At 61.9% G+C, this 14,355-nt stretch carries 15 protein-coding genes; 9 read left to right on the top strand and 6 right to left on the bottom strand.

Annotated elements, in window-relative coordinates; translation table 11 throughout:
- Positions 1 to 259 precede the first annotated feature (259 nt).
- From B5525_RS20525 to B5525_RS20515, 3 genes are all read left to right on the top strand, one after another.
- Positions 260 to 742, top strand: coding sequence for a (2Fe-2S)-binding protein (locus B5525_RS20525; RefSeq protein WP_079567621.1), 483 nt, complete (start codon positions 260 to 262; stop codon positions 740 to 742).
- Complete coding sequence (locus B5525_RS20520; protein ID WP_079567620.1) at positions 742 to 4,302, top strand: molybdopterin cofactor-binding domain-containing protein; 3,561 nt, start codon at positions 742 to 744, stop codon at positions 4,300 to 4,302. Before B5525_RS20525 ends, B5525_RS20520 begins: the two co-directional genes overlap by 1 nt.
- A 107-nt stretch (positions 4,303 to 4,409) precedes the next feature.
- Complete coding sequence (locus B5525_RS20515; RefSeq protein WP_079567619.1) at positions 4,410 to 4,817, top strand: EF-hand domain-containing protein; 408 nt, start codon at positions 4,410 to 4,412, stop codon at positions 4,815 to 4,817.
- A 40-nt stretch (positions 4,818 to 4,857) separates the two neighbouring features.
- On the opposite strand, the gene B5525_RS20510 is transcribed toward B5525_RS20515, so the two are convergent.
- From B5525_RS20510 to B5525_RS20500, 3 genes are all read right to left on the bottom strand, one after another.
- Complete coding sequence (locus B5525_RS20510) at positions 4,858 to 5,250, bottom strand: hypothetical protein (RefSeq protein WP_079567618.1); 393 nt, start codon at positions 5,248 to 5,250, stop codon at positions 4,858 to 4,860.
- Positions 5,251 to 5,433: 183 nt separating this feature from the next.
- On the bottom strand, positions 5,434 to 5,832 hold the full coding sequence (locus tag B5525_RS20505; RefSeq protein WP_079567617.1) for a YkvA family protein: 399 nt from the start codon (positions 5,830 to 5,832) through the stop codon (positions 5,434 to 5,436).
- A gap of 32 nt (positions 5,833 to 5,864) precedes the next feature.
- Entirely contained in the window at positions 5,865 to 7,049 is a 1,185-nt protein-coding gene (locus B5525_RS20500; RefSeq protein WP_425305279.1) for an ABC transporter substrate-binding protein, read from the bottom strand.
- Positions 7,050 to 7,289: 240 nt separating this feature from the next.
- On the opposite strand from B5525_RS20500, the gene B5525_RS20495 reads away from it, so the two are divergent.
- Entirely contained in the window at positions 7,290 to 8,273 is a 984-nt protein-coding gene (locus B5525_RS20495; RefSeq protein ID WP_079567615.1) for a PQQ-dependent catabolism-associated beta-propeller protein, read from the top strand.
- Between the two features lie 80 nt (positions 8,274 to 8,353).
- Here the strand turns inward: B5525_RS20495 and B5525_RS20490 are convergent, their stop codons facing one another.
- Positions 8,354 to 8,560: a hypothetical protein gene (locus B5525_RS20490; protein WP_425305278.1), complete on the bottom strand. Its 207-nt coding sequence runs from the start codon at positions 8,558 to 8,560 to the stop codon at positions 8,354 to 8,356.
- A gap of 58 nt (positions 8,561 to 8,618) precedes the next feature.
- On the bottom strand, positions 8,619 to 8,855 hold the full coding sequence (locus B5525_RS20485) for a hypothetical protein (protein WP_079567613.1): 237 nt from the start codon (positions 8,853 to 8,855) through the stop codon (positions 8,619 to 8,621).
- Between the two features lie 240 nt (positions 8,856 to 9,095).
- On the opposite strand from B5525_RS20485, the gene B5525_RS20480 reads away from it, so the two are divergent.
- The 4 genes from B5525_RS20480 to B5525_RS20465 all read left to right on the top strand — a co-directional run bounded on the left by B5525_RS20480 (position 9,096) and on the right by B5525_RS20465 (position 12,223).
- Positions 9,096 to 10,205, top strand: coding sequence for an S-(hydroxymethyl)glutathione dehydrogenase/class III alcohol dehydrogenase (locus B5525_RS20480; protein ID WP_079567612.1), 1,110 nt, complete (start codon positions 9,096 to 9,098; stop codon positions 10,203 to 10,205).
- A 56-nt stretch (positions 10,206 to 10,261) separates the two neighbouring features.
- Entirely contained in the window at positions 10,262 to 10,831 is a 570-nt protein-coding gene (gene gfa, locus B5525_RS20475; RefSeq protein WP_079567611.1) for an S-(hydroxymethyl)glutathione synthase, read from the top strand.
- Between the two features lie 103 nt (positions 10,832 to 10,934).
- The gene (fghA, locus tag B5525_RS20470; protein ID WP_079567610.1) at positions 10,935 to 11,780 is read left to right on the top strand and encodes an S-formylglutathione hydrolase; all 846 of its coding nucleotides are present in this window, start codon (positions 10,935 to 10,937) and stop codon (positions 11,778 to 11,780) included.
- A complete protein-coding gene (locus B5525_RS20465; RefSeq protein ID WP_244567974.1) occupies positions 11,777 to 12,223 on the top strand; it encodes a hypothetical protein in 447 nt (148 codons plus the stop codon). The genes fghA and B5525_RS20465 overlap by 4 nt, the downstream gene beginning before the upstream one ends.
- 51 nt (positions 12,224 to 12,274) lie before the next feature.
- Here B5525_RS20465 and B5525_RS20460 read toward each other — a convergent pair whose 3' ends face one another.
- Positions 12,275 to 13,168 (bottom strand): hypothetical protein, encoded by an 894-nt coding sequence (locus B5525_RS20460; protein ID WP_079567608.1) that lies wholly within the window; start codon positions 13,166 to 13,168, stop codon positions 12,275 to 12,277.
- A gap of 217 nt (positions 13,169 to 13,385) precedes the next feature.
- Between B5525_RS20460 and B5525_RS20455 the strand changes: the two genes are divergently transcribed.
- A complete protein-coding gene (locus B5525_RS20455; protein WP_079567607.1) occupies positions 13,386 to 14,354 on the top strand; it encodes an ABC transporter substrate-binding protein in 969 nt (322 codons plus the stop codon).
- Position 14,355: the final 1 nt, after the last annotated feature.

The following is a 14,355-nucleotide window of genomic DNA, read 5'->3' as shown; positions in this document are numbered from 1 at the left end:
GCCTAATCGCGTGGCCGCCGGGCATCTCGTTCGTATACGAATGATGTTGCGCGCGGCGCCAAACGCTGTCAAGCGGCGTCGCGCCCGGAAAAGCCGGCTTGCCGAATAATAGCTCAATTGCCTCGCTGGTTTGTTCATAAACCGGGCAGTCGATTGCGCCGCGGCAGGCTGCGCTTGCACGTTTGTATGCAAACGGTATCCTCGCCTGCATTCGACGCGATGTTTTGCACCGCAACCGCCGAGGCCGGAACAAACGACCATGACGCAACCGACGATCCGCCTGACGGTCAATGGCAGGATCCATGAGGTCGACGCCGCGCCCGACACCGCGCTGCTTTACGTTCTGCGCAACGATCTCGAACTGAACGGACCGAAATTCGGCTGCGGGCTCGGCGAGTGCGGCGCCTGCACGGTGCTGATCGACGGCGTTGCCGCGCGCTCCTGCGTGATCCCGATCTCCGGCTGCGAAGGGCGCGAGATCCTGACGCTCGAGGGCCTCGGCTCGCGCGATCAGCCGGATCCGGTGCAGAGCGCCTTCATCAGCGAGCAGGCTGCGCAATGCGGCTACTGCCTCAACGGTATGATCATGACCACCAAGGCACTGTTGATGCGAAGCCCTCGCCCTTCGGAAGCCGAAGTAGAGGAAGCGCTGCGCTACAATCTGTGCCGGTGCGGCGCACATATCGAAATCATGCGTGCCGCGATGCGGGCCGCAGGGCATATTCTCGAGGCGCAGGATTGATGGCCTCGGCTGAGTCTCCAGACCATCGTGATAATGTCAAAGGATCATTATCCGTCGTTCGCGCGGCCGCCATGGGCGGGCAAGGCGCATTCGAGACCTTTATCAAGATCACGGCCGACGGCTCGGTCAGGGCCTTCAACGGTCATGTCGATCTCGGAACCGGCATTCGCACCGCGCTCGGGCAGATCGTCGCCGAGGAACTCGACGTGTCCTTTGCGCGCGTCGTCGTTGTGCTCGGTGATACCTCGCGCGTCCCCAATCAGGGCGCGACCATCGCCAGCGAAACCATCCAGATCACCGCCATACCCCTGCGCAACGCTGCGGCGCAGGCGCGGCATTTCCTGATCGCGCGCGCGGCGGAACGGCTCGAACTGCCCGTGGAAGACCTCACCATCGAGGATGGCCTGGTTCGCGGGCGCGACAACCGCAGCGTCAGCTACGGCGAACTGATTGCCGGCGAGACGATCCGCCTCGAACTGGCTGACAATGTCGAGATCAAATCTGTCGATGCCTATACCGTCGTCGGGCAGTCGGTGCCGCGCACCGACCTGCCGGCCAAGGCGACCGGCGAACTGGTCTATGTGCATGACGTGCGCGTGCCCGGCATGCTCCACGGTCGCGTCGTGCGTCCGCCCTACGCCGGCGTTGATGCCGGGCCCTTTGTCGGCACCAGCCTGATCGCGATCGACGAAACCTCGGTGCGCGATATTCCCGGGCTCGTTGCCGTCGTCAGGAAGGGCGATTTCATCGGAATTGTCGCCGAGCGAGAGGAAAACGCGGTCAAGGCGGCGGGGCAACTCAAGGTGACGTGGAAGCCGACGCCGAGGCTGCCCGATCTGGAGAACGTCGAGCAGGCGCTGCGCGCCAACCCATCGACGCCGCGGACACTGGCCGACAAAGGCGACGTCGAGGCGGCCATCGCCGCGGCGGCAAAGCCGATGCAACGAACTTATGTCTGGCCTTACCAGATGCACGCGTCGATCGGCCCGTCCTGCGCCGTCGCGGACTATCGCGAGGGCAACATCAGGGTCTGGTCCGGCACGCAAAATCCGCACATCCTCAGAACCGATCTTTCGCTGCTGCTGGCAAAACCTGAAGCCGCGATCGATGTGATCCGCATGGAAGCCGCCGGCTGCTACGGCCGCAACTGCGCCGATGATGTTTCCGCCGACGCGGTGCTGCTGTCGCGCGCGGTCGGCCGCCCGGTGCGGGTGCAATTGACCCGCGAACAGGAGCACGCCTGGGAGCCGAAGGGCACCGCGCAATTGATGGATGTCAAAGGGGGCTTGCGCGCCGATGGCAGCGTCGCAGCTTACGATTTTGCGACGCGCTATCCGTCCAACGGCGCGCCGACGCTGGCACTGTTGCTCACCGGAACCGTAGCACCGGTCCCGGCCGTGTTCGAGATGGGCGACCGCACCGCGATCCCTCCCTATGACTACGAAAATATGCGCGTGGTGGCACATGACATGCCGCCGATCGTGCGCGCCTCCTGGTTACGAGGCGTGTCGGCCTTGCCGAACACCTTTGCCCATGAATCCTATATCGACGAGCTGGCGACCGAAGCCGGCGTCGATCCGATCGAGTATCGCCTGCGCTATCTCAGGGAGAAGCGCGCGGTCGATCTCGTCAACGCCGTGGCCGAGCGCGCCGGCTGGACCCCGCGCCCGCACCGGCAAGAGCCGGTCGCCGAAGGTGACATCGTGCGCGGGCGCGGTTTTGCCTACGCGCTCTATGTGCACAGCAAGTTCCCGGGGTACGGCGCCGCGTGGTCCGCCTGGATCGCCGACGTCGCCGTCAACAAGGCGACCGGCGACGTCAGCGTGACCCGCGTCGTTGCCGGGCAGGACTCGGGGTTGATGATCAATCCGGAAGGAGTGCGCCACCAGATTCATGGCAACGTGATCCAGTCGACCAGCCGTGCCTTGATGGAAGAGGTCTCGTTCGACCGCAACTCGGTGACCTCCCGCGAATGGGGCGCCTATCCCATCATCAAATTCCCCGATGTTCCCAAGATCGACGTCCTGATGCTGCCGCGACAGGATCAGCCGCCGCTGGGCGTCGGCGAATCCGCCTCCGTCCCGAGTGCGGCGGCGATTGCCAATGCGATTTTTGACGCGACCGGCGTGCGCTTCCGCGAGTTGCCTTTCACGCCGGAACGTATTCTCCGGGGCTTGCGCGGCGATCAGGATGCCACGGCAAGCGCGATCCCGCTGACAGCCCCCAAGCACTCACCGACCGACCGTTGGCAAAATCCATTCATGAAGCGGCGCGGCGCACTCGTGACCATCGGGACGCTATGTGCAGCCGCGATCGGTGTCGCAGCGGCGGTGCTGCCGTGGCGATCCATCGCGCCCATCGCGCGGCCGGATGCATCGGCCTATTCGGCTGCGACCATCGCCCGTGGCCAGCAGCTTGCCGCGCTCGGCGACTGCGCGGTCTGCCACACGGAAGCACACGGCGTCCTCAACGCCGGCCGCCGGGCGATCGAGACCCCATTCGGAACGATCTGGAGCACCAACATCACGCCCGATCCCGAGACCGGAATCGGCGCGTGGTCCTATCCCGCCTTCGAGCGCGCGATGCGCGAGGGCATCCACCGCGACGGACGGCATCTCTATCCGGCGTTTCCCTACACGCATTTCGCCAGGACATCCGATGCCGACCTGCAAGCGCTCTACGCCTACCTCATGGCGCAAGCGCCAGTGCGCGCCGAGAACCGCACATCCGCGCTGGCATTCCCATTTAACGTGCGTCCGCTGTTGGCCGGATGGAACGCGCTATTCCATGCGCCCGAGGTGTTCGAGGCCGATCCGAAGAAATCTGAAATATGGAATCGCGGCGCCTATCTGGTCGAGGGTCTCGGCCATTGCGGCGCCTGCCATTCGCCGCGCAACGCCCTGGGGGCTGAAAAAGCCGGAGCCTATCTGGCCGGCGGCTTCATGGAGGGTTGGGAAGCACCGCCACTGACGTCGCTTTCCCACGCGCCGATCCCCTGGAGCGAGGATGATCTCTTCGCCTATCTGCGAACGGGCGAATCCCGCTTTCACGGCGTCGCCGCGGGCCCGATGGCCCCGGTGGTAAAGGAACTCGCTGCCCTGCCCGACCAGGATATCCGCGCCATGGCGGTTTATCTCGCCTCCTTCAATCCGAACGCGATCGATCAAACCGCTCAGGACGTCCTGGCCGCCAAACTGGAAACTTCGACCGGAATCAGGGTCGTGTCGGCCTCAGCGACCGGCGCGCGTCTCTATGAGGGCGCCTGCGCGGTTTGCCATGCCGTCGGTGGCGCGCCCTTGTTCGGCAGCCGGCCATCGCTGGCGCTGAACAGCAATCTGCATAGTTCGTCCCCCGACAACCTGATCCAGGTGATCCTGCACGGCATCGCAGCGCCGGTCTCCAGCGATCTCGGCTACATGCCCGGCTTCAAGGACAGCATGACCAGTGATCAGGTGGCGGAACTCGTGTCCTATCTGCGGCAGCAATTCGCCCCAGGCAAGGCGCCCTGGACCGACGTGCGTAGCGCGGTCGAGCGGCTCCGGCAGGCGGCATCGAACTGATCTTCTGTTCGCTGCGGAAAGTCGTCCAATGGGATATACATAAGCGACGGAACACACTCCGCCGTGCGGATGTGTCGTTCAGGTCCGAACCAGGGGAGGTTTTAGCCATGATATCCCGCCGCACTTTTGTTCTCACCCTTGCCGTCGGCACCTTGCTTGCCGGCGCGTTGCCGGTCCTGGCGAAGTCCGGCCATGCCGGCGCCATCGGTATGTTCGATACGGACAACGACGGCACGATCGATCTCGCCGAGGCGAAGAAGGCGGCGTCAAGCACATTCGACAAACTGGATCGCGACCATGACGGCACGCTCGACAAACGAGAGCTCGCCCGCCGATTGACCGCAAAGGAATTGGCCGCGGCCGATCCGGACCACGACGGGACCCTCACCAAGGACGAATATCTCGCGGTTGTCGAGCAGCGCTTCAATGCCGCGGATCCCGATCATGACGGGACGCTGGACGCCAAGGAGTTGAGCACCAAGGCGGGTCAGGCGCTGCTGCGACTGCTGAAATAGTCGCAGGCAAGATGGCCGCAGGGCGGATCGCCGGCGTCGATCAGACGCCGCCCGGTTGAACGTAGCAGAACACGTAGCGGTTACGGCTCAAGAAGACGATGCCGTGGCCGGTCGGATTCGACCTGTCCCATTTGAGCTTGTTGTTCGGAATTTCAATTTCCGTCCCGATGTCGACATGAGGCCGGCCGCGCGGTTCGTCGGGCCGGTCATCGGTGATGGTCACAAAGGTCTTGCCGTCCCTGACGTGTACATCATCGGCCCAGTAGGCGTCGGCTTCGCCGCAACATGATGCATTAGGGACGTCCGGCTGCATCAGAGCCTGATACCATTCACGGACTTCGGGATTGACCGCGTCCCACTGTCCCAAATCACGTGCGTTAACAATTCCAACGAGGTAACCGAACACACCGAGACAAAGGATGGTGCGTTTCATCCGTGCTCTCCCGCAATTTCCGGCGGGAACAACGAAGCAATGTTCGTGCCGAAAATGCTGCGCTGCGGTAGATTTCACGGCGAATTAAGACGCCTCATAAATACATTAAATATCAATGGTTTATGTGATCGAGCGCGAAGGGCAGGCATCGATCAGCGCCCGGTCCTGGCACGCCGGTCGCTCTTATGGGGCGGCCCGGATTAATCGACCCCAGTGGATAAACCCGATCCAGCCGAGCGTCGCCGCCCCAAGAATCCAAATAGCAACAATGGTGATTGCAGCAGCCTTGCTGCGCGGCTGCGTTTCAGCCCCGTCCGCCACGGCCCGACACTCCGCCATCACCTCTTCCGGGATCAATGACAGCACCAGCCAAATGCCCAACGGTACGATGATCAAATCATCCACATAGCCGAGGACCGGAATGAAATCCGGAATGAGATCGATGGGTGAAAGCGCATATCCCGCGACGGCAATCGCGATGATCTTCGCATGCCAGGGCACGCGCGGACTATGAGCGGCGAGATAGATGGCGTGAACATCCCGTTTCAGCGCACGCGCCCAGATTTTTATTTGCGGGAGCATGGGACGAGCCGCACAAATTGGCCCAGGCCTCTTCACTTGAATTTGCACTTGGTTTCGGGGCGATCGAGGCCGAGCGTATCGAGCGCCGATACCTGGTGAAGGAAACCCTCCTGCGGCGACACCGATACCGTATTCCGGCCGTCGAACAGCAGGATCGGTTGCCGCAGTTGTAGGTTCCAGTCGCGCAGCGTCAGTTTTTGGCCCTTGAAGGCTGCGACCGAGAAGTCCGGGCTCTTGATATACGCGAGCATCTTGCCGGGCTCGCCGGAGCCGCCTCGGACACCGGCCTCGCCGATCATGCGAACCGCCGTCCAGGCCTGCATGTCCAGCGCCGTCATCGCGCGCTGATAGGTCTTTGTGAAGCGATTCTGCAGTTGCACGGCGCCCCATTGATCGAACGCCGCATCCCATGTGGTGGGGACGAGCCCTGCTGAACCGGCGACGGGGCGCGCATCCCACGTCCGGTACGGCAGGTAGCCCGCGAAAACCTCGCTTTCATCGGCCGCTACCAGCACATCATGGTCTGCCGCACCTTGCGTCACCACCGGCATCTGCCGCTGAATCTCGGCGACCCCGCTGTCGGTGCGCCGTGCGCCGCCATTGTCCTTGAATACCCTCTCTTCGACGATCTTGGCTCCGAACCGCGTCGCGGCATGACGCAAGGCGTCGGCAAACAGGCCGTCGTTTTCATGGGAGCCCACCAGCAGCATCCATTTGCGCCACTTCTTCCACACCAGATATTGCGCAAGCCCGTCGGCCAGCATGGACCGCGTCGGCGCGACATGGATGACATTGCCGCGGCAATCCTGCTCGCGCAGGCGTTCGTCCAAGGCGGATACGTTGATCAATGTTTCGCCGCGCGCCTGACCCGCGTCGGCAACCCTGAGCAGCCGGCCCGCATCGAGGCTCGTCACGATGAACGACGCTCCCTGATCGGCCAGCGCATTCATGGCCGCGACCGGATCATCGCCCTCGCCGACCAGCTTATCGAGCAGCGTATAATGCTGGTTGAGAAAGCGTCCGGTGGCGTTATCGTCTTCGGTCGCCAATTGCGCGCCGGCCAGGCCATCGTTGGCCGCCGGCACATCGATCAGCGATATCCGGATTCGCGACGGCGCCTGATGGAGATAACCGATCTTGATTTCCAGCGGCTGGTCGGCGAGCCCGGCCCCGCTCCAGATTACGAGAGCGCAGAGTGCAAACAGAATCCGGAACAAACCACGCCTCCAATGCGATGCTCGTCGTGCAAGCTGTGCGGCTCGATTGCATCGCAACATTTCTCGCGACGATCAGGGTACTCCATTTACCGAGCAGCGCAACGAAGCGGCGAGTGCGTTGGTTCCGTTTGACCATGGGACGATTGTCTATTTCAGCGGATCAGCGTCAGATAGACTGAGCGTTCTCGGCGGGCAAACAATGCCTGCATCGTGCGGACCTGAGGCGTTGGAGGCCACTACATGATCGATTTGCGCTTGGCTGCGGCACTTGGCCTCTCCCTGCTCGGGCTCTCTCTCTCGGCCGGTTCCGCTTTTGCCTTCCTTGCCTATGTTTCCAACGAAAAAGGCAATTCCATCTCCGTGATCGACACGGACAAGATGGAGACGATCGCAACCATCAAGACAGGGCAGCGCCCGCGCGGTATCGAAGTCTCCCGTGACGGCAAGCTGGTCTATGTCGCCCTCGGCGACGATGACATCATCCAGGTCTTTGACGCGAAGACCTTCAACAGCGCCGGCGATCTGCCGTCCGGTCCCGACCCGGAACAATTCACGATCGATCCGGCAGGCAAGCTGCTCTATGTCGCCAACGAAAATGACGCGATGGTGACCGTGATCGACCTTCAGAAGCGGGCGTCCGTCGGCGAGGTCTCGGTCGGCATCGAGCCCGAGGGCATGACCGTCAGCCCGGATTCCAAAACACTGATATGCACGTCGGAAACGACCAGCATGGTTCATTTCATCGACACCACAAGCCGCCAGATCGTCGGCAATTTGCTGGTCGGCTCTCGTCCTCGCTTTTCGGCGTACAAGGCCGACGGATCGGAACTATGGGTAAGCTCGGAGATCGGCGGCGACCTCGCGATCATCGATCCGGCCACGCGCCAGCTCAAGCAGACCGTAAAGTTCGAAATTCCGGGCCTGCGATCCGAGGCAATCCAGCCGGTCGGCATCAACATCACCAAGGACGGCAAGCTCGGCTTCATCGATCTCGGCCCCGCCAACCGGGTCGCGGTGGTCGATGGTGTCACTCACGCCGTCCTGAAATACCTGCTGGTCGGCCAGAGAGTCTGGCACGGCGCTTTTACGCCGGACGAAAAATATCTTGTCGTGGCCAACGGCGTCTCCAACGACGTCTCGGTGATCGACGTGGCGGGACTGAAGGTCATCAAATCCATTCAGGTCGGCGAATTGCCGTGGGGTGTCGCCTTTGGCGCGAACTGAAAATCGGTAACGTCAAACCGTCGACGAAGGCCCGGCCGGCGCCGAGCCGCCACGCTTGGGCACATGCCCATGCTGGACTGTCAAATCTGATGCTTCCTGCTGCCCGGGTAATCGCAGGTCCATTTCCTTGCCACCCATGCGGGATGCTGGCCGATCCATTGCGCGATATAAGGTTGCGCCGCGATCATGCATTGGTTGATCGAGCCGTCCCAGGCGAATTGAAGCGCCTTCTCCTCGCAATTGTTGGGATTGGCGATGGCGCAAACGGTCAGGATGATTTCAATCAAACTGTCCTCCATTCAAAACATGCCTTCGCCATAATACGCACAAAATCATCCTTACGTTTCAAACTCGAACGAAAACTTTCCGGGGATCGCCGGATTCTGGAAAGATCAAATCGCGGCTCACTTGCCGCGCCCAGCCGCGAAACATGGTGCCGCGGCCTCGCCGCTGAATCATTTCATCGGGTTGGTCGAGCAATTCATGCCGCATCGCAACCTGAGCGACCGGTTCTTCCATGGAGATATCTGTCAGGCCAGCGGCCTTGACATCGAACGTAAGCGTGTAATGTTTAAAAGACATACTTGCTCGCGATCTTGCGCCTGATCTTCTACGGCATAGACGCATGACGCTGTGAATATATTGCGTCTTGAACATGTTGCGTCGTCAGCGAGCGGCTTGGTCAATAAGCAGATTGCCAACCGGACGAGGAATTTCCAAGACCGTAATTTTCCAAGACCGTAATTTTCCAAGACCGTAATTTTGCAAGACCGTAAAAAGCCCAGATCAAGAAGAAAAAAACTATGAGGGGAGGAACGGCAAATGAAAACACGCGCCGCAGTCGCGTTCGAGGCGAAGAAGCCGCTTGAAATCGTCGAGGTCGACCTGGAGGGCCCCAAGGCGGGCGAAGTCCTGGTCGAGATCAAGGCGACGGGAATTTGCCACACCGACGCCTACACGCTCGACGGTTTCGATAGCGAGGGAATCTTCCCCTCGATCCTCGGCCATGAAGGGGCCGGCATCGTCCGGGAGGTCGGAACCGGCGTCATGTCGGTCAAGCCAGGCGATCATGTGATCCCGCTCTACACGCCCGAATGCCGGCAGTGCAAAAGCTGCCTCAGTCAAAAGACCAACCTCTGCACCGCCATCCGGGCGACCCAGGGCAAGGGGCTGATGCCCGACGGCACCTCGCGCTTCAGCACCAAGGGAAAGCCGATCTTCCACTACATGGGCTGCTCGACCTTCTCGAACTTCACCGTGCTGCCGGAAATCGCGGTGGCAAAGATCCGCGAAGACGCGCCCTTCGACAAAAGTTGCTATATCGGCTGCGGTGTCACGACCGGCGTCGGCGCGGTGGTGAATACCGCCAAGGTCACGCCCGGCGCCAATGTCGTCGTGTTCGGGCTCGGCGGCATCGGCCTCAACGTCATCCAGGGCGCGAAGATGGTCGGCGCCGACAAGATCGTCGGCGTCGACCTCAACGACAGCAAGGAGGAATGGGGACGCCGCTTCGGCATGACCCATTTCGTCAACCCGTCCAAGGTCGATGGCGATATCGTCGCCCATCTGGTCGGGCTGACCGACGGCGGCGCCGATTACACCTTCGATTGCACCGGCAATACCAACGTGATGCGCCAGGCGCTGGAAGCCTGTCATCGCGGCTGGGGCGTATCGGTCATCATCGGGGTGGCGGAAGCCGGCAAGGAAATTTCCACCCGGCCATTCCAGCTCGTGACCGGCCGGGTCTGGAAGGGCACGGCGTTCGGCGGCGCGCGCGGCCGTACCGACGTGCCGAAGATCGTCGACTGGTACATGAACGGCAAGATCCAGATCGACCCGATGATCACCCACGTGCTCAAACTCGAGGAGATCAACAAGGGATTCGACCTGATGCACCAAGGCAGGTCGATCCGTTCGGTCGTCGTGTTCTAAATCGAACGGATTCTGAGTTCTAAATCAAAGTCGTCAAACACAAGGGAGGATTGGTTATGACTGTTCACATCCATCCGTCGGTTGATAGCGGAGTGAAGCAGGGTTCGGGCAGCTTTGCCGGCGGAACCCTGGTCTGTAAATGCCAGGACAAGCCGGTCAAGGTCGGCGTCAGGGGCGACGTCGCGCATAATCACGCCTGCGGCTGCACCAAGTGCTGGAAACCCGACGGGGCGATTTTCTCGGTGGTGGCGGTGGTGCCGCGGGACAACGTGACCGTTCTCGAGAACGGCGACAAGCTTCACATCATCGATGCCTCCGCGACGATCCAGCGGCACGCCTGCAAGGTCTGCGGCACCCATATGTACGGCCGCATCGAGAACAAGGCGCACCCGTTCTACGGGCTGGACTTCATCCATCCCGAGCTGTTCCAGGAGCAGGGCTCCGCGGCACCTGGATTTGCGGCGTTCGTGTCCTCGGTGATCGAGTCCGGCGTCGACCCTTCCGAGATGGACGGGATCCGTTCGCGCCTTAGGGAGCTCGGGCTCGAACCCTATGATTGCCTGTCACCGGCGCTGATGGACGCGATCGCCACCCATGTGGCGAAGTCGAAACCCAAGGCCGCCTGACCAGGCTACACTGTCGCTGGCTCGGCTGGTGTAAGTCACCCGCCGAGCTATAGTCAGTTTTGCCCCATGGTCCCGCGGCCTGCGGCGCTGGAGTTCTTTTGCCATGACGCTCGAAACCGTTTCGACAAACCGGTCGTTTGATGGGGTCCAGGGCGTCTACAAGCACGCGAGCCGCGAGACCGGGACGAACATGACCTTTTCGGTCTTTGTCCCTCCGCACCAGGCGGGCGCGAAGCTTCCGGTGGTCTGGTACTTGTCGGGTCTGACCTGCACCCACGCCAACGTCACCGAGAAGGGAGAATTTCGCCAGGCCTGTTCTGAATTGGGGTTGATCTTTGTCGCGCCGGACACCAGCCCGCGCGGCGACGACGTGCCCGGCGATCCCGCCGGCGCTTACGATTTCGGTTTGGGCGCCGGCTTCTATGTCGATGCCACGCAAGCGCCGTTCGCGCGCAATTACCGCATGTGGAGCTATGTGACGGCAGAACTGCCCGAACTGATCGCCGGCCATTTTCCCGTCGATCAAAAGCGGCAATCGATCCTGGGTCATTCGATGGGCGGACATGGCGCACTGACCATTGCGCTGCGACATCCGGATCGCTACCGCGCCGCCAGCGCCTTTTCGCCCATCGTCGCGCCATCGCAAGTACCATGGGGGGTCAAGGCGCTCGGTGGCTACCTCGGCGAGGCCCGCGATGCGTGGCGCAAGCACGATACGGTCTTTCTGATCGAGGACGGCGCGAGGTTTTCCGATCTCCTGGTCGACGTCGGCGACGCCGATCAATTCCTGACTGTGCAACTTCGCCCGGAACTTCTGGAGCGCGTCTGTTCGGTGGCGGGCATTCCCCTGCTCCTTCGCCGCCAGCCCGGCTACGACCACAGCTATTACTTTGTATCGACCTTCATGGCGGATCACCTGCGCTGGCACGCCGCACGGCTAAAGGCATGATCGAACGGTTGCCCAATCAATCCAACAGTTCCGACGACACGATGGCGCCTGACCGGTTCACCGGGAAAAATTGGCGCCCAACATTTGGGAGGACAAGAACAATGGCCAGGACGACCGCGTTGATGGTCTTCGTTTTAGCTTTCGTTCCGATTGCGGCGTCGGCAAAAGACACAAGGTTCTGGAACCTGACGGCCAATACCATCACCTCACTGCAGCTTTCCCCAGCTGGCAAGAACGATTGGGGCCGCAACCAGGCCGACAACGATCGGGATGGCACCGTCGATCACGACGAGCGCCTGAAAATCACCGACACGGCGCCCGGCATATATGACGTCAAATTTGCCGACAAAAGCGGGCGGACCTGCGTGGTTCCCAATATCGAAGTCAGGACAGGCGCGGTCTTCACCATCGAGGAAAAAACTCTCAAGGACTGCGCGAAATAGAAGCAAGGCATGCCCGCGCTGACGCGAGGCCGTGATGGCGCAGACGCATGCTCAAAAGTTCACGCCGAACAGGACCCGCGCCTGGCGCCGTTCGAAATTGACGAGGTCGAGCGCACCGGCTGACGATGCCGTAGCCTGGCCGGCCGCTTGCGCGCTCCACGCCACCGTGATCCAGGCCTTCTCGGAGAGTTTGACATAGATCGTCGGCCCGATGAAAAAGCCCTGCCCGGCGAGCGCATCCAGCCCAAGGCCGTCGTACTTGCGCAAATAGCGCGCTTCGCCGCCAACAAAGATCCCGGAACGGACCTGCGCCATCACGGCAAACGCAATGCCGGCCGTGGATTCCTGCGACCAGGTGCCGGTCATGTTCGAGCGCATGGTTTCGGGCTGGTAGAGCAGATTGAAAGCCGCGACGACGCGATCCGGAACGATCTCCCAATCGGCGGCCGCGACAAAGTCGACGCCGTATTGCCTGCCGGGTTCGCCGGTTACCTCATCGGCCCGGCCCCAATGCGGCTCGGCGCCGACCGCAAGGCCGAACGGCGCGCTCGCGCGATCAAGCAACCGGTAGCGGATATCGGCGGACAGGCCTCCGAACGCCGCATAGCGCTGATCGGCGAGCCCGCTCACCCCGGCAATGTCATAGGAAACGACGGCACCGGTAATCTCGGTTCGAAGATTGGCGATCGGCACGAACTCCGCGGACATCGTGCTTTCGGTCGCCCCGTACAATCCGTTCCGCTTTGCGAATCGGCCCGTGACGGAACCCTCCAGCTCTCTTTCCCCGACGTCCCCGACATCGCTTCCGATGGTGAAGCCGAACAGATGCTCGGTCTCGATGGTGCCGCAGCGGGCGCCGGTCGGAAGTGTCGCAAGCGCCAGCAGCAGGCAGGATTCTGCCGCCCGTCTTGCCGCCCTAGCAAAGCGTTTCGATGCCCCCGCCATGGCAGCATCCTAACCGCACTTCAGGCAGCTTACGTAGCCCTTCGTGGCACACATTGAGAATCGAACGCCTTCGGCATCGTACCATCAGATAGTCCCGAGTAGTTCCAGCTTGTAGTGATGGATGATTTCTCGCAAGAATGGCGGGGCTGGAAGCCATCATCAAACCCGCGATCTCTTGTGCTGCGCAGCAAAGTCCGGTCACCTGGAAGCAGCGTGAATGTTGAGAATCTTCGTAACGCTCTGCGTCGTGCTCGGGGTTACTCCGATGCTGGCCAACGAGACCTTGCGCATCGGCCTGCAAACGACCGGGACATTCGCCTGGCAACTCGACGTGATCCGCCGCCACGGCCTTGCCGCCAAAGCCGGCCTTGATTTGAAGATCAGCGAATATGCGTCGCCCGACGCGGGCAAGCTCGCGCTCAACAGCGGTTCGGTGGATCTCGCCGTCGTCGATTGGCTGTGGGCTGCGCGGACGCGCGCCCTCGGCGCGAAATTGCTGTTCTATCCCTATTCCAGCGCGGTCGGCTCCATCATGGTACGGGGCGATTCACCGTTGCGGACGCTTGGCGATCTCAAGGGCAAGGTTCTCGCCGTCGCGGGCGGCCCGCTCGACAAGAGCTGGTTGATTGTCCAGGCGGCCGCGATCCGTCAGGGCGTTAATCTCAAGCGCGAGGCGACCGTCGCGTACGGTGCCCCGCCGCTGATCTTCCAGAAATTGCTGCAGGGCGAAGCCGAAGCCGGTCTAAATTTCTGGAATTTTTGCGCCAGGCTCGAGGCTCAGGGCTATCGCCGGCTGCTCGACGTGCGCGATGCGCAGGCCTCATTCGGATTGAGCGAACCGGTGGCGATGGTCGGCTACGCGTTCTCCGAGGAATTCGCCGAACGCCACAGGAACACGATCGACCGCTTCATCGCGGCGGCGCAGGCGGCCAACGACATCTTGCTGCGATCGGACGAGGAATGGGATGCGCTGCGCCCGCTGATGAGGGCGGAGGATGATTGGACGTTCAAGGCGTATCGTGACCGCACCAGGGAGGGGATACCCCGACGGCCGGTCGCCGCGGAAGAAGCGGATGCGCGCGCGCTGTTCAAGGCGCTCGCGAGCATCGGCGGCCCTGAACTGGTGGGTCCATCGCAGGTGCTTGATTCGGGCCTTTATTATCAACCGACCCCGAGCGGAGAGTGAG

Source organism: Bradyrhizobium erythrophlei, assembly GCF_900129505.1.
GTDB lineage: Bacteria > Pseudomonadota > Alphaproteobacteria > Rhizobiales > Xanthobacteraceae > Bradyrhizobium > Bradyrhizobium erythrophlei_D.
This window is presented reverse-complemented; position numbering and strand designations above follow the sequence as displayed.

What these genes read in the sequence shown, in the direction of transcription:
- fghA (WP_079567610.1), top strand. Translation starts at nt 10,935, where the DNA reads ATGACGCTCGAAACCGTTTCGACAAACCGGTCGTTTGATGGGGTCCAG.
- B5525_RS20510 (WP_079567618.1), bottom strand. Translation starts at nt 5,250, where the DNA reads ATGAAACGCACCATCCTTTGTCTCGGTGTGTTCGGTTACCTCGTTGGA.
- B5525_RS20480 (WP_079567612.1), top strand. Translation starts at nt 9,096, where the DNA reads ATGAAAACACGCGCCGCAGTCGCGTTCGAGGCGAAGAAGCCGCTTGAA.
- gfa (WP_079567611.1), top strand. Translation starts at nt 10,262, where the DNA reads ATGACTGTTCACATCCATCCGTCGGTTGATAGCGGAGTGAAGCAGGGT.
- B5525_RS20515 (WP_079567619.1), top strand. Translation starts at nt 4,410, where the DNA reads ATGATATCCCGCCGCACTTTTGTTCTCACCCTTGCCGTCGGCACCTTG.
- B5525_RS20460 (WP_079567608.1), bottom strand. Translation starts at nt 13,168, where the DNA reads ATGGCGGGGGCATCGAAACGCTTTGCTAGGGCGGCAAGACGGGCGGCA.
- B5525_RS20485 (WP_079567613.1), bottom strand. Translation starts at nt 8,855, where the DNA reads ATGTCTTTTAAACATTACACGCTTACGTTCGATGTCAAGGCCGCTGGC.
- B5525_RS20465 (WP_244567974.1), top strand. Translation starts at nt 11,777, where the DNA reads ATGATCGAACGGTTGCCCAATCAATCCAACAGTTCCGACGACACGATG.
- B5525_RS20520 (WP_079567620.1), top strand. Translation starts at nt 742, where the DNA reads ATGGCCTCGGCTGAGTCTCCAGACCATCGTGATAATGTCAAAGGATCA.
- B5525_RS20505 (WP_079567617.1), bottom strand. Translation starts at nt 5,832, where the DNA reads ATGCTCCCGCAAATAAAAATCTGGGCGCGTGCGCTGAAACGGGATGTT.
- B5525_RS20455 (WP_079567607.1), top strand. Translation starts at nt 13,386, where the DNA reads ATGTTGAGAATCTTCGTAACGCTCTGCGTCGTGCTCGGGGTTACTCCG.
- B5525_RS20525 (WP_079567621.1), top strand. Translation starts at nt 260, where the DNA reads ATGACGCAACCGACGATCCGCCTGACGGTCAATGGCAGGATCCATGAG.
- B5525_RS20495 (WP_079567615.1), top strand. Translation starts at nt 7,290, where the DNA reads ATGATCGATTTGCGCTTGGCTGCGGCACTTGGCCTCTCCCTGCTCGGG.